The organism is Streptomyces sp. NPDC043996 (assembly GCF_056435225.1).
The window spans coordinates 256,177-274,549 of the sequence record NZ_JBWKEY010000014.1; the positions used below are offsets into that span (position 1 = coordinate 256,177).

17 protein-coding genes are annotated in these 18,373 nt (G+C 73.6%); 12 read left to right on the forward strand and 5 right to left on the reverse strand.

Going from position 1 to position 18,373, the window contains the following annotated elements; all coding sequences use genetic code 11:
* Positions 1-54: 54 nt before the first annotated feature.
* Positions 55-1,017, forward strand: coding sequence for an ABC transporter substrate-binding protein (locus tag AC07A4_RS32380; RefSeq protein WP_478605563.1), 963 nt, complete (start codon positions 55-57; stop codon positions 1,015-1,017).
* Between the two features lie 254 nt (positions 1,018-1,271).
* Positions 1,272-2,675, forward strand: a complete 1,404-nt coding sequence (locus tag AC07A4_RS32385) for a hypothetical protein (protein ID WP_478605565.1) — start codon at positions 1,272-1,274, stop codon at positions 2,673-2,675.
* Positions 2,676-2,813: 138 nt separating this feature from the next.
* Here the strand turns inward: AC07A4_RS32385 and AC07A4_RS32390 are convergent, their stop codons facing one another.
* Entirely contained in the window at positions 2,814-4,118 is a 1,305-nt protein-coding gene (locus tag AC07A4_RS32390) for a PH domain-containing protein (protein WP_478605702.1), read from the reverse strand.
* Between the two features lie 122 nt (positions 4,119-4,240).
* Entirely contained in the window at positions 4,241-4,744 is a 504-nt protein-coding gene (locus tag AC07A4_RS32395) for a PH domain-containing protein (protein WP_478605568.1), read from the reverse strand.
* Positions 4,745-4,861: 117 nt separating this feature from the next.
* Between AC07A4_RS32395 and AC07A4_RS32400 the strand changes: the two genes are divergently transcribed.
* Positions 4,862-6,004, forward strand: coding sequence for an NADH-quinone oxidoreductase subunit D (locus AC07A4_RS32400; RefSeq protein ID WP_478605704.1), 1,143 nt, complete (start codon positions 4,862-4,864; stop codon positions 6,002-6,004).
* A gap of 47 nt (positions 6,005-6,051) precedes the next feature.
* Here the strand turns inward: AC07A4_RS32400 and AC07A4_RS32405 are convergent, their stop codons facing one another.
* Positions 6,052-7,053: an SAM-dependent methyltransferase gene (locus AC07A4_RS32405; RefSeq protein WP_478605570.1), complete on the reverse strand. Its 1,002-nt coding sequence runs from the start codon at positions 7,051-7,053 to the stop codon at positions 6,052-6,054.
* Between the two features lie 106 nt (positions 7,054-7,159).
* On the opposite strand from AC07A4_RS32405, the gene AC07A4_RS32410 reads away from it, so the two are divergent.
* Both AC07A4_RS32410 and AC07A4_RS32415 read left to right on the forward strand, forming a co-directional pair.
* Positions 7,160-8,362 carry a sensor histidine kinase gene (locus AC07A4_RS32410; RefSeq protein ID WP_478605572.1) on the forward strand — a complete coding sequence of 401 codons (1,203 nt, stop codon included), beginning with the start codon at positions 7,160-7,162 and terminating at the stop codon, positions 8,360-8,362.
* A 146-nt stretch (positions 8,363-8,508) separates the two neighbouring features.
* A complete protein-coding gene (locus AC07A4_RS32415; RefSeq protein WP_478605574.1) occupies positions 8,509-9,183 on the forward strand; it encodes a response regulator transcription factor in 675 nt (224 codons plus the stop codon).
* A gap of 185 nt (positions 9,184-9,368) precedes the next feature.
* Here AC07A4_RS32415 and AC07A4_RS32420 read toward each other — a convergent pair whose 3' ends face one another.
* Positions 9,369-10,478, reverse strand: coding sequence for a DUF5937 family protein (locus AC07A4_RS32420; protein WP_478605577.1), 1,110 nt, complete (start codon positions 10,476-10,478; stop codon positions 9,369-9,371).
* A 291-nt stretch (positions 10,479-10,769) separates the two neighbouring features.
* Between AC07A4_RS32420 and AC07A4_RS32425 the strand changes: the two genes are divergently transcribed.
* On the forward strand, positions 10,770-11,006 hold the full coding sequence (locus AC07A4_RS32425) for a hypothetical protein (RefSeq protein ID WP_478605579.1): 237 nt from the start codon (positions 10,770-10,772) through the stop codon (positions 11,004-11,006).
* Here the strand turns inward: AC07A4_RS32425 and AC07A4_RS32430 are convergent.
* Positions 10,966-12,162: a threonine aldolase family protein gene (locus AC07A4_RS32430; protein ID WP_478605582.1), complete on the reverse strand. Its 1,197-nt coding sequence runs from the start codon at positions 12,160-12,162 to the stop codon at positions 10,966-10,968. The two genes, AC07A4_RS32425 and AC07A4_RS32430, sit on opposite strands and share 41 nt — an antisense overlap.
* 222 nt (positions 12,163-12,384) lie before the next feature.
* Here AC07A4_RS32430 and AC07A4_RS32435 point away from each other — a divergent pair, with 222 nt between their 5' ends.
* From AC07A4_RS32435 to AC07A4_RS32460, 6 genes are all read left to right on the forward strand, one after another.
* A complete protein-coding gene (locus AC07A4_RS32435; protein WP_478605706.1) occupies positions 12,385-13,305 on the forward strand; it encodes a Rossmann-like and DUF2520 domain-containing protein in 921 nt (306 codons plus the stop codon).
* Entirely contained in the window at positions 13,302-14,297 is a 996-nt protein-coding gene (gene panC / locus AC07A4_RS32440) for a pantoate--beta-alanine ligase (RefSeq protein ID WP_478605585.1), read from the forward strand. Before AC07A4_RS32435 ends, panC begins: the two co-directional genes overlap by 4 nt.
* Before the next feature lie 31 nt (positions 14,298-14,328).
* Positions 14,329-16,032 (forward strand): L-aspartate oxidase, encoded by a 1,704-nt coding sequence (locus AC07A4_RS32445; RefSeq protein WP_478605587.1) that lies wholly within the window; start codon positions 14,329-14,331, stop codon positions 16,030-16,032.
* 5 nt (positions 16,033-16,037) lie between these two features.
* Entirely contained in the window at positions 16,038-17,042 is a 1,005-nt protein-coding gene (nadC, locus tag AC07A4_RS32450; RefSeq protein ID WP_478605589.1) for a carboxylating nicotinate-nucleotide diphosphorylase, read from the forward strand.
* A gap of 6 nt (positions 17,043-17,048) precedes the next feature.
* A complete protein-coding gene (locus AC07A4_RS32455) occupies positions 17,049-17,855 on the forward strand; it encodes a type III pantothenate kinase (RefSeq protein WP_478605591.1) in 807 nt (268 codons plus the stop codon).
* Between the two features lie 122 nt (positions 17,856-17,977).
* The gene (locus tag AC07A4_RS32460; RefSeq protein ID WP_478605594.1) at positions 17,978-18,364 is read left to right on the forward strand and encodes a hypothetical protein; all 387 of its coding nucleotides are present in this window, start codon (positions 17,978-17,980) and stop codon (positions 18,362-18,364) included.
* The last annotated feature ends 9 nt before the right edge of the window (positions 18,365-18,373 follow it).

Below are 18,373 nucleotides of genomic sequence, written 5' to 3' on the forward strand. Positions count from 1 at the left end.
GTTCTCTGTCTCGATCTCTGTGTGTTTTTGAAACTCTCGAATGGTGGTTCACCGATGAACAGCAGCACGCGTCGCGCGCGACGGATCGCAGGGGCGGCCGCGGCCGTCGTGGCGCTGACCGCGGGGCTCACCGCGTGCGGCGGGGACAGCCTGGAGGACGACAAGGGGTCGGACGGCGGCAAGGGCGAGATCGTGGTGGGCTCGGCGCGGTTCACCGAGCAGAAGGTGCTCGCCGAGCTGTACGCGGGCGTGCTGCGCGACGCCGGGTACGACGCGTCGGTGAAGACCGTACAGAACCGTGAGGTGTACGAGCCCGAGCTGAAGAAGGGCACCATCGACGTCGCCCCCGAATACGCGGCCACGCTCGCGGAATTCCTCAACCTGAAGAAGAACGGCTCGGACGCGAAGCCGGTCGCCTCCAGCGATCTCGACGCGACGTACCGCGCGCTCACGAAGCTGGCGGAGCCGCGCGGCCTGAAGGCACTTCCGGCGGGCGAGGCCGTCGACCAGAACGCGTTCGCGGTGACCGCGGATTACGCGAAGAAGCACAAGCTCAAGACGCTTTCGGACCTCGGTAAGTCCGGCGAGAAGGTCAGGATCGCCGCTGGTGACGAATGCGAGACGCGCCCGTTCTGCGCGCCGGGCCTGAAGTCGAAGTACGGCATCGACGTCACCGGAATCGACCCCAAGGGCGTCGGCACCACGCAGTCCAAGCAGGCCGTGAAGAACGGCACGGACCAGCTCGTCCTGACGACGACCACGGACGCGACGCTGAAGAACTTCGGCCTGGTGATCCTCGAGGACGACAAGAAGCTCCAGAACGCGGACAACATCCTTCCCGTGATCAACGAGAAGTCCGCGGGCGACAAGGAGATAGCCGCTGCGCTCGGCAAGCTCACCAAGACGCTGACGACGGACGACCTCATCGAACTCAACCGCAAGGTCGACGAGGAGCGACAGAAGGAAGGCGACGTCGCGAAGGACTATCTGGAGTCCAAGGGTCTGATCAAGAAGTAACCGCGCTCAGGACGGCGGGGCCACGTCGTGCGACCGTACGCACACGGCGTGGCCAGGACTCGCGCGAGGGCTCCGGAGAGCGGGGACAGGGGAATCCGGAAGTCGTGCGCGCCGGGTTGCGGAATCCGGCCGCAGCAGATGGAGTGATCGGGCTGTAAGGAAGTGGCTCGGTTCGGTGGGGAGTTGCCGTGGGGGCATCGGGATTTTGGCGGGCGGGGCAACAGACTTCGTCTACGCGCGGTAAGTTTCTGGCCATGCCACGTGGACGTCACCGCCATTCCCCGCCACTGCACAGGCTGCTTCCGCCGTCGGCGGTCGCGGGCTTCTCCCTCGTCTGCGCCGGCGGCGCCTGGATGTTCGCGGAACCCGTGGTGCTGCGCGCGCTCGTCGCCGCCGCGGCCGCGAGCGCGGTGGTGGGTTCGGTCGTCATGCGCCGCTGGGACCAGTCCGCGGGCAAGCGGGTCGCCGAGCTCGGCCGGATGCGGGCGAGCGAGGAGTGGCGCTACGAGGAGCGGATAGCGGAGTGCGAGTCCGACCTCGAAGAGGCCCGCGAGCTGCGGACCAGGCTGGAGAACAAGCTGCGCGCCAAGCGGGCCGAGCTGGCCGCGCTGCGCAACGAACACGCGGCCCTGCTGCGGCGGTACGCGACGGCTGAGACCGAGCGCGCCAGCGCCCTGGAGGGGCGGCGGCTGCTCGCCAAGGAGACGTCGGGCCCGCCCGCGCTCCCGGCGGCACCGGCACGCGACGCGCGTGACCAGAAGGCCGACAGCGCGGCGCCCGAGCGCTCCGGTACGGCGACGCTGACGGACCCGCTGTACGCGCGGGCCAACGCGGCGCTGGCACGCCTTGCGGGCGCGGAGGCGGACGTAGAGGCAGGCGCGGAGGCGGACGCGGAGGCGGACGCGGGGGAATCCGGTGAGGTGCTCGGTGAGGCATCCGGCGGGGTGTCCGCGGAGATGCTCGCTGATGACGCGTACGACGGTGCGTACGACGGCGCGTACGACGGTGCGTACGACGGCTCCCATGACGACGCGCATGACGACGAGCGCGATGTGGAGCGTGGTGACGAGCACCGCGATGACTACGTCGACGCGTACGGTGACGAGCGCGGCGACGGCGGTGCCGACGAGCGCGGTGACGCCCACCTCGACGAGCACCGCGGCGAAGGCGACACGCACGGCGACGTGATCGACGTGCGTGGCGACGCGGACGCCCCAGTCGGTGGCGAGGAAGCCGGTGACGAGGACGCCGGTGACCTGCCGGGAACGGCCGAGGCGCCCGCTGAGCACGGCGACGGGGACGAGCTCGTGCCCGCCCGGCACTTCACGGTTCCGGCCGCGGCGGCCGTCGTGCCCCCCGCGCGGGTCCGCCAGCCGGCGGACGAGGGCGGCTTCGACTTCTTCGGCACGAAGGGCGAGGCCGCGAAGAGCACGGCCCCGGCCGCCCTGGACGCCGTACAGAACGCGGACCTCGCCGACGTGGTGGGCGATGAGGCGCTCGCGGTCCACAAGGCCGAGGCCGAGGCCGAGGCCGAGTTCAAGCCGTCGGACGAGGCGACCGACGCCGAGCGCGGTGTCGGCCAGGTCATCGACCTGACCGCGCACGACGAGACGGAGCAGATCGACCTGGAGGGCCTGCGCACGGCCCTGCGGGCGTAGCCACCGGATCGCTGTCCCACCGCACCGCTTCAGGGGCGGTTGGTTCCCGCCGCGTCGCGGCCGGGTCCCAGCCGCCCCTTCGCGCGTGCGCCCCCTCAGGCGGCCTCGGGGCCCGCCTTCAGCCCACCCGTCGGCCCCTCAGGCCATCCACCGGTCGGGCCGCGCCTCCCGGCGCCCCGTGCGGGAGCGCTCCGCCTGGCGGCGCAGGAGGTCCGCGGCCTCCGCGGTGGGCCGGAGCCGCGCGGTCACCGTGCTGTCCGCCCCGGTGTCGACCTTCACGTCGGCCACGCCCTTGAACCGCTCCCAGGGGCCCTGCACCAGCCGTACGCTCTGCACCTTCGCGTGCGGCACCAGGGAGAGACGGCGCCGCAGCAGACCGTGGCGCGCCGCGAACACCGCGTCCGTCACCGCCAGTCCGTGCCCCTTCCACCACACCGGGACGCACCACGCCGCGCGCGTGGGCGGCCGGGACAGCTCGTCGTCGCCAGGGACCCGCACCCCCGGCAGGACCCGTTCGATCACCGACTCGGCGAGCGCGCGCGGGGCGACCGGCACGAGCACGCCGTTCGACGACCCCGCCACGCTCAGCTCCACCCGCACCCAGCCGAGCCGCCGCCACAGCAGCGGCTCGACGATCCGCACGGTCTGCACCCGCCCCGGCGGCACCGTCTCGTGCGCCTTGTCGAGCAGCCCGTGGTCGAGGCGCAGGCCGTCGGGGGACTCGCCGACCGTCCAGTCGTACTCACCGACGAAGCGTCCGGCGCTGCTCGCGAACGCGCCGCCGAGTATGGGCAGCGCGGTCACGAGGACCGTCCAGAGGCTGTGGGTCAGGAACCACAGGAACGACGGCACGACGAGGGCCGTGAGCAGGAGCCCCCAGGGGGCGCCGGTGAGCAGCACGGACACGGCGAGCATGCGGGGCGGCACGTGCAGCAGCTGGCGCGAGGGCGCCTCGCCGACCTCGTGGGCCGTCTCGGGGGCGAGACCGGCGGCGCGCGCGAGCAGCTCGGCGCGCAGCGCGGCGGCGTCGCGCTCGCTGAGGTAGGCCAGCTCGTCCTTGTCCTCCGTGCCGACGACGTCGAGTTTGAGCTTGGTGACGCCGACGAGGCGGGCCGCGAGGGGCTGGGTCAGGTCGACGGCCTGGAGCCGGTCGAGTCGGATGTGCGCGGTGCGCCGGAACAGCAGGCCGGTGCGGATGCGCAGCTCCGTCTCCGTGACGGCGAAGTGCGTGAACCACCAGCTGAGGAAGCCGTACGCGGCGCCGCCGACGACGACGGCCGTGACGCCGAGGGCGAGCGTGGTCGCGGTCAGTTCGGACAGGCGGCGCTGGGTGCCGTCCGGGTCGTGGAAGGCCCAGCCGATGAGCACGGCGACGGGCGCCCACGCCCGCCGCAGCGGCGTGACGGGGTGCAGCCGCCGCTCGCGCGGCCCTGGGGCCTCCACCGGCCCCGCGGCGCTCGCGGAGCCCGCCTCCTCGCCGACGGGCGCGCCAGCGCCCTCCTGCGGCTCCTGGGAGCTCTCCCGCTCCCTGCCGTCCTCGCGCGGCCCGGGGGCCAGACCTTCGCTCACAGCCCCGCCGATCGGGCCTCGCCCAGCTCCGTGAGCCGGTCGCGCAGCCGCTCGGCCTCCTGGGGGTCGAGGCCGGGGATGCAGGCGTCCGTGGCGGCGGCCGCGGTGTGCAGTTGGACGCTCGCCAGGCCGAAGTGCCGCTCCACGGGGCCGGAGGTGACCTCGACGAGCTGCATGCGCCCGTACGGAACGACCGTCTCCTCGCGCCACAGCACGCCGCGGCTGATGAGGAGGTCATCGGCCCGCTCCGCGTACCGCCACGAGCGCCAGTTGCGCTCAAGGAGCGGCCAGTTCCAGGCCGCGAGCGCGAGCGGCAGCGCGGCGAAGGCCGCCCAGACGGGCCCGGCGAAGAGCCCGAGCAGCACGCCGAGCACCGCCGCGAGCGGCACCGCCCACACCACGAGCAGCATGCGCCGCATCTTCAGCAGTCCTCGTGGCAGCCCGGTCCACACGGGCTCGCCCGTGACCGCGCCGGAGTCCTGACCCGTCCCCGTTTCCATGCCTCAAGACTACGTACGGCATCTGACAGTGGTGTCGCCGCGCGGGTGCGTCAGACTGTGCGCATGAGCCCCACGACGGAGCACACCGGGAAGACGCGGCACGCGCGGAGCACGGAGCTGACCGAGACGACGGTCGGCGTCGGCGGCGCCGCCGAGAGCACGGACATGGTGCTCAACATCGGTCCGCAGCACCCGTCCACGCACGGCGTGCTGCGGCTGCGGCTCGTCCTGGACGGCGAGCGCGTCGAGCACGCGGAACCGGTGATCGGCTATATGCACCGGGGCGCGGAGAAGCTCTTCGAGGCGCGTGACTACCGGCAGATCGTGATGCTGGCCAACCGCCACGACTGGCTGTCCGCGTTCTCGAACGAGCTGGGCGTGGTGATGGCCGTCGAGCGCATGCTCGGCATGGAGGTGCCCGAGCGCGCGGTGTGGACCCGGACCCTGCTCGCCGAGCTGAACCGGGTGCTCAACCATCTGATGTTCCTCGGCTCGTACCCCCTCGAACTGGGCGGAATCACCCCGGTCTTCCACGCCTTCCGGGAGCGCGAGGAGCTCCAGAACGTGATGGAGGAGATCTCCGGCGGCCGCATGCACTACATGTTCAACCGGGTCGGCGGCCTCAAGGAGGACCTGCCCGCCGGGTGGACCACCCGCGCGCGGGCCGCCGTCGCCTCGGTGCGCTCCCGCATGGACGTGTACGACCGCCTGGTGCTCGGCAACGAGATCTTCCGCGGCCGCACGCGCGGCGTGGGCGTCCTCTCCGGAGAGGCCGTGCACGCCTACGGAGTGAGCGGTCCCATCGCGCGCGCCTCCGGAGTGGACTTCGACCTGCGCCGCGACGAGCCGTATCTGGCGTACGGCGAGCTGGGCGACGTCCTGAAGGTGGTGACCCGGCAGGAGGGCGACTGCCTGGCGCGCTTCGAGTGCCTCCTGGAGCAGACGCACAACGCGCTCGACCTGGCGGACGCCTGTCTGGACCGGATCGTCGACCTGCCGCGCGGCCCCATCAACCAGCGCCTGCCGAAGGTCCTGAAGGCCCCCGAGGGCCATACGTACGCGTGGACGGAGAACCCGCTCGGCATCAACGGCTACTACCTGGTGTCCAAGGGCGAGAAGACCCCCTACCGCCTGAAGCTGCGCTCGGCCTCGTACAACAACATCCAGGCGCTCGCCGAACTCCTGCCGGGACAGCTGGTCGCCGACATGGTGGCGATCCTGGGGTCACTGTTCTTCGTCGTCGGCGACATCGACAAGTAGATATCGGCAAGTCAGTCGGCTGATCATGCTGCCGGTCAGTCGGCCGGTCAGTCGGCAAGTAGGACGTCGTCGAGGGTGATGCCGACGGGCTGGGCCAGCCAGCCGAAGTCGCCGAGGCCGCCGGGTGCGGTGAGTTCGGCGGCTTCGCCCGCGCGCGCGAGGCGGCGGACGTACGCCGCCGGGTCGCTGGAGGCGAGCGACAGCGGCGGGCGGCCGCCGTGGACGTCCAGGGCGCGCAGGGCGGCCCGCTGGGTCAGGAGGCGGGCGCCGGGCCGCGCGCACGCGTCGAGGGCCACGTGGGCGGTGATGTCGCAGCCGCCGTCGGGCACGGGCGCCGTCTCGCGGCCGTCGCGGAAGCCGGTGAGGGTGCCGAAGGGCGGGCGGCTTTCGCGGGTGTGCGCGTAGTCGGCGGCGACCGCGAGGCCGCCCGTGAGCGTCGCCACGGCCGCCGCCCACGCCTCGTCCCGGGGGCGGCCGATCTCCGCGCGCAGGCCCGGCTCGGCGCCGAGCGGCCACCACTGGGCGAGCCAGTCGGCGTCCGGACCGGTCACCGGTCCGCCGAGCTCCTCGGTGCCGTCCGCGCGCACGAGGACCTGGCGCGGCGAGCCGTCGGCGGCCCGTTCGGCGACGTCCAGGGGGATGTTGTCGAGCCACTCGTTGGCGAACAGCAGGCCCTTCACCCCGGCGGGTGGTTCGGCGCACCACGTCACGCGCGGGTCGAGGCCTTCGGGGCGTGCGGCGCGCTCCACCGCGTACGCACGCGTGCGTGCCGCCACATCGGCGGGCAGCGCCGCGAGGACGCCCGCGGTCAGTTCGCCGCGGCCCGCGCCCACGTCCACGAACGCGAGCGGCTCGGGGCGGCCGAGCGCGGCGTCGACCCGGCACAGCAGACGGGCCACAGCGCCCGCGAACAAGGGCGAGGCGTGCACGGACGTGCGGAAGTGGCCCGCTGGGCCCTCGGGGCGGAGATAGAAGCCCTGCGGCCCGTACAGCGCCTCCTCGGCGGCCGCCCGCCACCCCCGCGCCGCGCGCCGTGCCTCATGCGTCACAGCGAGAAGGTTAAGCGGACCTCCACCTTGGGGAGTACGAGACGCCCGTACGGATCGGACCTCCGGTTGACCCGGGGCACCGGGACGGTTGCCTACGCTGGGTTACGTGCAGCGCCTCTATGACTTTCTCCGCAGACACCCGACAGGGGTCGACGCCTTCTGGGCACTCGTCCTGTTGGGTATCTCCGGGCTGAGCCTGGTGGCCGTCGCCGACTCGGAGCGGCGCGACATCACGCTCTGGGCGGTCCCGATCTTCGTCGGCCTGAGTCTGGTGATCGCGCTGCGCCGTCGGATGACGGAGCAGATGCTGGTCCTCGCCGCGGTGCTCGGCACGGCACAGATCGCCTGCAACGTGCAGCCAGGGCCCTGGAACTTCGCGATGCTCGTGATCATCTACACGGCGGCCGCGGACGGCCCGAAGTGGGCCTCGCGGTTCGCCCTCACCGGCGGCCTCGCGGCGGCCCCGCTGGCGCAGCTGCGCTGGCCGGAGGAGTCGATCAGCAGCTGGGGCAAGGTCCTCTTCACCGTCTTCATGGTCGTGCCCTTCGCCCTCGCCTGGGTGCTCGGTGACTCCATCCGCACCCGCCGCGCCTACTTCGCGCAGCTGGAGGAGCGCGCGGCCAGGCTGGAGAAGGAGCGCGAGGCGCAGTCCAAGGTCGCGGTCGCGGCCGAGCGGGCCCGCATCGCGCGCGAGCTGCACGACGTCGTCGCGCACAACGTCTCGGTGATGGTCGTGCAGGCCGATGGCGCCGCCTACGTCCTGGACGCGGCGCCCGACCAGGCCAAGCAGGCCCTCGCGACGATCTCCGGCACAGGCCGCCAGGCGCTCGCCGAGATGCGCAGGCTGCTCGGCGTGCTGCGCACCGGCGAGCCCGAGGAGAGCGGTGAGTACGTGCCGCAGCCGGACGTCGAGCAGCTCGACGAGCTCATCGAGCAGGTGCGCGGCGCCGGGCTTCCGGTCGACTTCAAGGTCGAGGGCACCCCGCGCCCGCTGCCCAGCGGCGTGGAGCTCACCGCGTACCGCATCGTCCAGGAGGCCCTCACCAACACCCGCAAGCACGGCGGTGAGAACGCCGGGGCGAGCGTCCGGCTCGTCTACTTTGACGACGGCCTCGGGCTGCTCGTCGAGGACGACGGCAAGGGCGCCCCGCACGAGCTGTACGAGGACGGCGGCGCCGACGGCAGCGGGCACGGCCTGATCGGCATGCGCGAGCGCGTCGGCATGGTCGGCGGCACGCTGGACGCCGGTCCCCGGCCGGGGGGCGGGTTCCGCATCAGTGCGCTGCTGCCGCTGAAACCCGCACACTGACACCTGTCAACCGATGCCACTGGGATCACCGGTGCGCCGGAACCGCGCCGTCGTGGTTGACTCCGCCCGTGCGGTCCGCTCCGGCCCGCCGCGCGGCGGCCTTCCGCCCGGGAGCCGCCGTCGACCCACTCCGAAGGGACCGTGAGATGTCCATCCGCGTGATGCTCGTCGACGACCAGGTGCTGCTGCGCACCGGATTCCGGATGGTCCTCGCCGCCCAGCCGGACATGGAGGTCGTCGCCGAGGCGGGCGACGGCGTCGAGGCCCTGCAGGTGCTGCGGGCCACGGCGGTCGACGTGGTCCTGATGGATGTGCGCATGCCGAAGCTGGACGGCGTGGAGACCACGCGCCGCATCTGCTCGGAGGCCAATCCGCCGAAGGTGCTGATCCTGACCACCTTCGACCTCGACGAGTACGCCTTCTCGGGGCTGAAGGCGGGCGCGTCCGGGTTCATGCTGAAGGACGTGCCGCCCGGTGAGCTGCTGGCCGCGATCCGTGCCGTGCACAGCGGTGACGCGGTCGTGGCGCCGTCCACGACGCGGCGGCTGCTCGACCGGTTCGCGCCGATGCTGCCGAGCACGGGTGGGCAGCCGCAGCACAAGGAGCTGGAGCGGCTCACCGAGCGCGAGCGCGAGGTCATGGTCCTTGTGGCCCAGGGGCTTTCCAACGGGGAGATCGCGGCGCGGCTCGTGCTGTCCGAGGCGACCGTGAAGACGCACGTGGGGCGCATTCTGACCAAGCTCGGGCTGCGGGATCGGGTGCAGGTCGTCGTGCTCGCGTATGAGACGGGGCTGGTGCGGGCGGGGGGCGGCGCGGGCTAGTTCCCTCGCGGTGCGCCCCAGGCCCGCCCCTTCCCGCTCCGGGGGCGGCTGCCCCCGTTCCCCCGCTCACCGATATTGGCGCTCCGCGCCTCGTCCTCAAACGCCGGACGGGCTGAAACCGGCAGGTTCTAGCCCGTCCGGCGCTTGAGGACGAGGCGCGAAGCGCCGATGCGCCGGGGCCCCGGCTAGCGGAGGACGCCCTCGATGAACTCGCTGCCGAGGCGGGAGACCACCCCCAGGTCCAGCTGGTGCTGCACGTACCGGCCCCGCCGCCGCGTGGTGATCAGCTCGGCCTTCTTCAGGACGCTCAGGTGCCGGGATATCTCGGGCGCCGTCATGCCGTGGGCGTCCGCGAGCTCACCCGTGGTGTACGCCCCGCGGGCCAGGTGGCGGCACAGGCGCATGCGCACCGGGTGCGAGAGCGCGGCCATGCGGCGGGTGAGCTGCTCCACGGAGGCGGGGCCGGTCAGGCCGGGGGACGTGATGGGGTAGGTGATCGAGGACTGCCAGCCGTACCGGTGCAGGACCATCACGTGGGGCCAGCCGAGGCTCGTCGGGACCAGGACGAGGCCGCCGTCGCCCGTCCTGGTGTGGCCTACCGCCATCTTGTCGACGGTGATCCGCCGGTTCTCCTCGTCCAGGGACACCGCCCCGGAGATCGCCTTGAGGGCCTCCCCGAGGCCCTTGCGGCGCAGCAGCTCGGTCTTGTGCCGGGCGTCCGCGGCCAGCTGGTGGCTCAGGCGGGCCCAGGTGTCCGAGAAGAACGCCTCGTCGCAGTCCTGCATCAGCTGGCGGAACCAGGCGCGCACGGCGGGCGGGTCGTCCAGGAGCCGCTCGGTGAACGCGACTTGGTGCTCGCCCCGGGCGGCGGCGAGCTCCAGGGCGTGGCGGCGCATGCCCGGGTCGTTCAGCGGGTCCGTCACGCGGTTCTGGTCGTAGGCGAGCTGGCAGGTGAACTCCAGGGCGGCGTCCACGAACTGTTCGTCCGTCAGCTTGTCCAGCTGGTCGAGCTCCTCGGCGAGCGTGGCGCCGGGCAGGCCGTTCTTGCCGGGGAGGCCCGCGAAGGGCGCGAAGACGTCCGAGAACGTCGTCCGCCACAGGAAGTCCGCCTCGCACAGGCGGTCCGCGAGGCCCTGGTCGAGGCGCGCGGACACGGCGGTCGCCCAGCCCTGCAGCCCCGGGTGGTGACCGGTCTCGGACAGCGCGTGCAGCGCCATGCCGAGCTCGGCGAGGGGCGAGGGCACGACATGGACGCGGTCCGGCGTCAGGCCGGTGATGTCGATGCTCACGCTCATGACCCCATGGTGCACCGTGCCACTGACAACGCCGCCGCCGATTGACGGCTGCCGTCAATCGACGAGACCTGGCCCCGGGGCCCTGTGCACAGTGGAGACATCGCCGGGGCCGCGATGGCGCCGCCCCCTCCTTGATGGCGTCGGCCCTCCCAAGGGCTCGCGTTCCCTTCCCTGACTCTTCCCTTCCCTCGGCTCTTCCCTGGTTCCCCGATTCCTCCTCAGGCACTGGACGGGCTCTTCGCGCCCTCCATGCGCCCGTTAAGTACCCTTTGTCATGAAAGGTCGTACGTCATGAGCGTCACCCAGCAGTACCTGCTCGACACCTACCGCGCCTCCCAGCACGGCGAGCCGGCCCCGCCCGCGCCCGGTGCGCACGACTGGCAGGTCGTGCGCGAGGTGCGCGACTACGGGCGCTTCGCCGCCGTGGTGCGGGGACGGCCCGCGCACGGACGCGTGCGGGCCGCCGTCGCCCGCTTCGTCCGGGGCCTCAGGGGAGGCGGCGTACGAACTCCGCGACCGCTTCCCTGACGTCGGCGGCGCTCCACGCCAGGGCTGGCTCGTTCACGGTGACCTCCGTGACGGACAGGCCCGGTGGACCGTCCGGGAACCAGCGCCAGAACAGCAGGGTCTTCGTCTCCTCGGCCTGCGCGAGCGCCGCCTCGTTCAGGACGTCGGGCGCGTAGGGAAGCCACACCTGGAACTGGTGGGTGTGCGGTGGGTCGGGGTGCACGCGCGACCAGGGCACCGGGGAGGACACCAGCTCCTCGCGGAGCGCCTCGGCGACCACGCGCGCGTGGGCGACGTACTCCGGCAGGCGCGGCAGGACGTCCTTCAGGCCGAGCCGTGCCGCGAGGGCCGTCGGGAACTGCTGGAAACCGAGCCCTCCGTAGCGGTGCAGCCAGGCGCGGGCCTCGTCGACCAGGGTGCGCGGCCCGGCGAGCGCGGCGCCCGCGAAGCCCTCCAAGGACTTGTAGAACGACACGTAGACGGTGTCCGCGAGCGCGGCGATCTCGTGCAGCGGACGACCGAAGTGCGGTGTGCACTCCCACAGGCGCGCGCCGTCGAAGTGGACGACGGCGTCCCGCTCGCGCGCCGCCGCCACCACCTCCTGGAGCTCCTCCCACGTGGGCAGCAGGAAACCGGCCTCCCTCATGGGCAGTTCGAGCATCAGGGTGCCGAAGGGCTCCTCGAAGTCCCGTACGTCCTCGGCCGTGAACGGGCGCGGGCCGTCCGCGGGGTGCACCGTGCGCAGGCCGCTCACCGCCGACAGGGCGCCCCCTTCGTGGACCTCCGGGTGCGAGCGCGGGTGCAGCGCCACCGTCGCGTTGCCGGTGCGGCCCGCCCAGCAGCGCAGCGCCACCTGCTGCGCCATCGTGCCCGTCGGGAAGAACGCGGCGGCCTCCTTGCCGAGCAGCCGCGCGACCTCGTCCTCCAGCTCGGCGACCACGCCGTCGCCGTACACGTCGGGCGGGGCGTCCAGGTCGGTGACGTCCGCCGCGCGGTCGAGGGCCGCGAGGCGCTCACCCAGGCGCACGGTCGTCGGGGGGCGTGACAGGAGGCGCTCCGCGCCCCGGGCGGCGGCGATGCGCCGGGCCTGCTCGTCAGGGGCCTGATCGTCGTCGGCCCCGTCGGCCCCGTCGGCCCCGTCGTCCTCGGGGGCTTTCCTCGCTTCGTCTGCGGTCATCCACAGATCATCCCGCGCGGTCGTACGAATGCCCACAGCCTGTGGACAGCCGACGGCGCCGCGCCAACCGATCGCGTTAGCATGACGAGAAATCGTCCGGTACCCCGAGCGGACTGGAACGGAAGGCGTCATCGCGTGAACGCACCACACCGGCCGGAGCAGCCCCCAGAGCCCCGTCCAGACGCGCGGTCGGACCCCAGGGACCGCCCCGCGCGGCTCGCCGTGGGCGTCGTCGGCGCGGGCCGCGTCGGCCCGGCGCTCGCCGCGGCCCTCCAGCTGGCCGGGCACCGCCCGGTGGCCGTCTCCGGTGTCTCCGACAGCTCCGTCAGGCGCGCCGCCGCCATGCTCCCCGACGTGCCCCTGGTGCCGCCCGCCCAGGTCCTGGCCCGCGCCGACCTGGTGCTCCTGACCGTGCCGGACGACGCGCTGCCCGGCCTCGTCGAAGGCCTCGCCGAGACCGGCGCGGTGCGCCCGGGACAGCTCCTGGCACACACCTCCGGGCGGTACGGCACCAAGGTGCTCGACCCCGCGCTGCGCGCCGGTGCGCTGCCGCTCGCGCTGCACCCGGCGATGACGTTCACCGGCACCCCTGTAGACGTGCAGCGCCTGGCCGGGTGCTCCTTCGGGGTCACCGCGCCCGAGGAGCTGCGGCTCGCCGCGGAGGCCCTGGTCATCGAGATGGGCGGCGAGCCCGAGTGGATCGCCGAGGAGGCCCGCCCGCTGTACCACGCGGCGCTCGCGCTCGGCGCCAACCACCTGGTGACGCTGGTCGCCGAGTCCATGGAGCTGCTGCGGGACGCGGGCGTCGCGGCCCCCGACCGCATGCTCGGCCCGCTGCTCGGCGCGGCCCTCGACAACGCCCTGCGCTCCGGCGACGCCGCCCTGACCGGCCCCGTCGCGCGCGGCGACGCGGGCACCGTGGCGGCGCACGTCGCGGAGCTGCGCAAGCACGCGCCGCAGACCGTCGCCGGATATCTGGCGATGGCCCGCGCCACCGCCGACCGCGCGCTCGCGCACGGCCTGCTCAAGCCGGAGCTCGCCGAGGACCTGCTCGGCGTGCTCGCGGGACCCGGCGCGGCGACGGGCGGCACCGGCGGCCCCGAGGAACCCGGCGACGGCGGAGCGGACGGAGGAGACCGATGAGCGGCATCCAGCTGGTGCACGCCGCCGAGCGGCTGCGGGCACGCGCGCGTAGCGGCCCACGGGCCGTCGTCATGACCATGGGCGCCCTGCACGAGGGGCACGCCACGCTGATCCAGGAGGCGCGGCGCACGGCGGGCCCGGACGGTGAGGTCGTCGTCACGGTCTTCGTGAACCCGCTGCAGTTCGGCGCGGGCGAGGACCTGGACCGCTATCCGCGCACCCTGGAAGCCGACGTGAAGACCGCCGAACAAGCGGGCGCGGACCTCGTCTTCGCGCCCTCCGTAGAGGAGGTCTATCCCGGAGGCGAGCCCCAGGTGCGCGTCAGCGCGGGCCCGATGGGCACGGTCCTGGAGGGCGCCACGCGCCCCGGGCACTTCGATGGCGTGCTCACCGTCGTCGCCAAGCTGCTGCACCTGACGGCACCCGACGTCGCGCTCTTCGGCCAGAAGGACGCCCAGCAGCTCGCCCTCATCCGCCGCATGGCGCGCGACCTGAACTTCGACGTGCGGATCGAGGGCGTACCGACGGTCCGCGAGGAGGACGGGCTCGCCCGCTCCAGCCGCAACCGCTATCTGTCGCCCGCCGAGCGCCACACCGCGCTCGCGCTGTCCCGGGCCCTGTTCGCGGGCCGCGACCGGCACGCCGCGCAGGAGGCCCTGCGCGCGCGGGCCGCCCTCGCCCCGGCCACCGCCGCGCGCGCGGACGCGCTGAACGCGCTGGGGGAGGCCCGTGCCGCCGCCGACGCGCACGCCGTGGCCCAGGCCGCGCCCGCCGGTCCCGGCGCGGTCCTCGCCGCCGCCCGCCAGGTCCTCGACGAGGCCGCGCGGCTTACGCCGCCGCTCGCCCTGGACTACGTGGCGCTGGTCGACCCCTCGGACTTCAGGGACGTCACCCCCGGCCACCAGGGCGAGGCGGTCCTCGCCATCGCCGCCAAGGTCGGCACCACCCGCCTCATCGACAACATCCCGCTCACCTTCGGAGCCTCCGCGTGAAGCCCCGCCCGACCGCGAACGGAGCCTTCGCATGAGTGCTACCGGCATACGGCTGCACGCCCCCGCCCCCGGCTGGTCGCTCGACGCCGACGTCGTGGTCGTCGGCTCCGGGGTGGCCGGTCTGACCGCCGCGCTGCGCTGCGCGGCGGCTGGCCTGGAGACCGTCGTCGTCACCAAGGCCCGCCTGGACGACGGCTCCACGCGCTGGGCCCAGGGCGGCATCGCGGCCGCGCTCGGCGAGGGCGACACCCCCGAGCAGCACCTGGAGGACACCCTCGTGGCGGGCGCGGGCCTGTGCGACGAGGAGGCGGTGCGCACGCTCGTCACCGAGGGCCCCGACGCCGTACGCCGCCTCATCGAGACCGGCGCCCGGTTCGACGAGGGCACCGACGGCTCCCTGGAGCTCACCCGCGAAGGCGGCCACCACCGCCGCCGCATCGCGCACGCGGGCGGCGACGCGACCGGCGCGGAGATCTCCCGGGCCCTCGTCGACGCGGTCCGCGCGCGCGGCATAGCCACCGTCGAGAACGCCCTGGTCCTGGATCTGCTGTCGGACGCCAAGGGGCGCGCGGCGGGCGTCACGCTGCACGTCATGGGCGAGGGCCAGCACGACGGCGTGGGCGCCGTGCGCGCGCCCGCCGTGGTGCTCGCCACCGGCGGCATGGGCCAGGTGTTCTCGGCGACGACGAACCCGTCCGTGTCGACGGGCGACGGCGTCGCCCTCGCCCTGCGCGCCGGTGCGGAGGTCTCCGACCTGGAGTTCGTGCAGTTCCACCCGACGGTGCTCTTCCTGGGGGCCGACGCCGAGGGACAGCAGCCGCTGGTGTCCGAGGCCGTGCGCGGCGAGGGCGCCCACCTCGTGGACGCGGACGGCGTGCGCTTCATGGTGGGCGCCCACGAACTCGCCGAGCTCGCCCCGCGCGACATCGTCGCCAAGGGCATCACGCGCCGCATGCTCGAACAGGGCGCCGAGCACATGTACTTGGACGCGCGCCACTTCGGCGCCGAGATGTGGGCGACCCGCTTCCCGACGATCCTCGCCGCCTGCCGCGCCCACGGCATCGACCCGGTGACCGAGCCCGTCCCGGTGGCCCCGGCCGCGCACTACGCCTCCGGCGGCGTCCGCACCGACCCGCACGGCCGCACCACGGTGGAGGGCCTGTACGCGTGCGGGGAGGTCGCCTGCACCGGCGTGCACGGAGCGAACCGGCTCGCGTCCAACTCCCTCCTGGAGGGCCTGGTCTACGCCGAGCGCATCGCGGCCGACATCGCCGCCCGGCACGCGGCGGACGCCCTCCACGCGCGCGTGCCCGCGCCACTGGTCACGCCCGAGCAGCCGGCCCATCCGCTGCTGCCGCCCGAGGCCCGCTTCGCCATCCAGCGGATCATGACCGAGGGCGCCGGAGTGCTCCGCTCCGAAGCCTCCCTCGCCGAGGCCGCCGAGCGGCTCGCGCGCATCCACGCGGACGCGGCGGGCGCGCTCGCCGAGGACGGCAAGACCACCGAGCCGGGCGTGGAGGCCTGGGAGACCACCAACCTGCTGTGCGTGTCCCGCGTCCTGGTGGCGGCGGCGCAGTGGCGCGAGGAGACTCGGGGCTGCCACTGGCGCGAGGACCACGCGGAGCGCGACGACGCGGCGTGGGGGCGCCACATCGTCGTCAGCCTCAACCCCGACCGGACCCTCGCGACCCGTACGACTCAGAACGCCCGTTTCCCCAGCACCCAGGAGCAGTGACCGACGTGAGCACTCCCGACCTCCCCCTCGTCGACAGCGGCTGCGGCGACGCCTGCGGCTGCGGCGACACGGCACACGACCCCATGGAGTGCGGACTCGACCCGTCGCTCGCCCTGCTCCTCGCCGACGCCGGGCTCGACCCCGTCCAGGTCGAGGACATCGCGCACCTGGCGATCGCCGAGGACATGGAGTTCTCGCCGGACGCCGTGGACGTCACGACGGTCGCCACCATCCCCGAGGAGGCCGTGTCGACGGCCGACTTCACCGCGCGCGAGGCGGGCACCGTCGCGGGCCTGCGCGTCGCCGAGGCGGTCTTCTCCGTGGTGTGCGCGGACGAGTTCGAGGTGGAGCGGCACGTCGAGGACGGCGCGCGCGTCCAGGCCGGAGAGGTGCTCCTGAGCGTCACCGGCCGCACCCGCGACCTGCTCACCGCCGAGCGCAGCGCGCTCAACCTCCTGTGCCGCCTGTCCGGCATCGCGACGGCCACGCGCGCGTGGGCGGACGCCCTGGAGGGCACAGGCGCGAAGGTCCGCGACACCCGCAAGACGACGCCGGGCCTGCGCTCCCTGGAGAAGTACGCGGTCCGCACGGGCGGCGGCGTCAACCACCGCATGTCGCTCGCCGACGCGGCCCTCGTCAAGGACAACCACGTGGTCGCGGCGGGCGGCGTGGCACAGGCCTTCAAGGCCGTGCGGGACGCCTTCCCGGACGTGCCGGTGGAGGTCGAGGTGGACACGCTCCACCAGCTGCGCGAGGCCGTGGACGCGGGCGCCGACCTGATCCTCCTGGACAACTTCACGCCCGGCGAGACCGAGGAGGCGGTCGCCATCGTCGGCGGCAGGGCCCTCCTGGAGTCCTCCGGCCGCCTCACCCTGGAGAACGCGGCGGACTACGCGCGCACCGGCGTCGACTTCCTGGCCGTGGGCGCCCTCACGCACTCCTCGCCGATCCTGGACGTCGGCCTGGACCTGAGGGAGGCCGCCGAGGCCCCCGCGCGCGGGACGGAGTAACCCGCCATGCTGCTCACGATCGACGTCGGCAACACCCACACCGTCCTCGGACTCTTCGACGGCGAGGACATCGTCGAGCACTGGCGCATCTCCACCGACGCCCGCCGTACGGCCGACGAGCTCGCGGTGCTCCTCAACGGCCTGATGGGCATGCACCCGCTGCTCGGCGAGGAGCTCGGCGACGGCATCGACGGCATCGCGATCTGCTCCACGGTCCCGTCCGTCCTGCACGAGCTGCGCGAGGTCACCCGCCGCTACTACGGCGACGTACCGGCCGTCCTGGTGGAGCCCGGCATCAAGACGGGCGTGCCGATCCTCATGGACAACCCCAAGGAGGTCGGCGCCGACCGCATCATCAACGCGGTCGCGGCGGTCGAGCTCTACGGAGGCCCCGCGATCGTCGTGGACTTCGGTACGGCGACGACGTTCGACGCGGTCTCCGCGCGCGGGGAGTACGCGGGCGGCGTCATCGCTCCCGGGATCGAGATCTCCGTGGAGGCCCTCGGCGTGCGCGGCGCGCAGCTGCGCAAGATCGAGCTGGCCCGCCCGCGCAGCGTCATCGGCAAGAACACCGTGGAGGCGATGCAGTCGGGCATCGTGTACGGCTTCGCGGGCCAGGTCGACGGCGTCGTGCGCCGCATGGCGCGCGAGCTCGCGGGCCCGCACGTCGACCCGGGCGACGTCACGGTCATCGCCACCGGCGGCCTCGCGCCGATGGTGCTCGGCGAGGCGTCCGTCATCGACGAGCACGAGCCGTGGCTGACGCTGATCGGGCTCCGACTGGTGTACGAGCGAAACGTGTCCCGTACCTGACAGTCCGTCAAGCAACCCTGACAGCCTCTCAAGCAACCCGGAGCCCTCAACAGGAGTCCTTCCAGGGAGGGGTTCTGAGTGGGTGTCCGGTTGTTGCCGGGGGGCTGATGGGCGGGCGAGGAATGGGACGCAGGGGGCGGGCGGCGATCACGGCCGCCTTCGCCGCGATGGTGCTCGCCGCCGCTCCCGCCGTCGGCGCCGCCTCGGCGCACGAGGAGCGGTCCGAGGTCACGCCCCTGACCGCCCCGGCCACCGCCGTCGCGCCGGAAGCCGGGGACGCCGCGTCCGTCACCACGGCCGCCGAGCCCGGCGCCAGCGCGCAGCGGGGCGGTGACCCCGACTCCACGGCCACCATCCAGCCGTCCTCCACGCCCGCCGCCGAGCACCGCCCGGCCGGGCGGATGGCCGATACCGGCGCGGGCGTGCTGCCGTGGCTCGCGGCGGGCGGGGCGGGAGCGCTCGGCGTCGGAGCGGTGGCGTTCGCGACCGCGCGAAGGCGGGCGGACTAGGCGGCCACC

Coding starts and splice junctions, on each gene's coding strand:
- AC07A4_RS32430 (WP_478605582.1), bottom strand. CDS start 12,162: ATGACCGCAGACGAAGCGAGGAAAGCCCCCGAGGACGACGGGGCCGAC.
- AC07A4_RS32445 (WP_478605587.1), top strand. CDS start 14,329: ATGAGTGCTACCGGCATACGGCTGCACGCCCCCGCCCCCGGCTGGTCG.
- AC07A4_RS32415 (WP_478605574.1), top strand. CDS start 8,509: ATGTCCATCCGCGTGATGCTCGTCGACGACCAGGTGCTGCTGCGCACC.
- panC (WP_478605585.1), top strand. CDS start 13,302: ATGAGCGGCATCCAGCTGGTGCACGCCGCCGAGCGGCTGCGGGCACGC.
- AC07A4_RS32395 (WP_478605568.1), bottom strand. CDS start 4,744: ATGGAAACGGGGACGGGTCAGGACTCCGGCGCGGTCACGGGCGAGCCC.
- AC07A4_RS32425 (WP_478605579.1), top strand. CDS start 10,770: ATGAGCGTCACCCAGCAGTACCTGCTCGACACCTACCGCGCCTCCCAG.
- AC07A4_RS32380 (WP_478605563.1), top strand. CDS start 55: ATGAACAGCAGCACGCGTCGCGCGCGACGGATCGCAGGGGCGGCCGCG.
- AC07A4_RS32385 (WP_478605565.1), top strand. CDS start 1,272: ATGCCACGTGGACGTCACCGCCATTCCCCGCCACTGCACAGGCTGCTT.
- AC07A4_RS32455 (WP_478605591.1), top strand. CDS start 17,049: ATGCTGCTCACGATCGACGTCGGCAACACCCACACCGTCCTCGGACTC.
- AC07A4_RS32460 (WP_478605594.1), top strand. CDS start 17,978: ATGGGACGCAGGGGGCGGGCGGCGATCACGGCCGCCTTCGCCGCGATG.
- AC07A4_RS32420 (WP_478605577.1), bottom strand. CDS start 10,478: ATGAGCGTGAGCATCGACATCACCGGCCTGACGCCGGACCGCGTCCAT.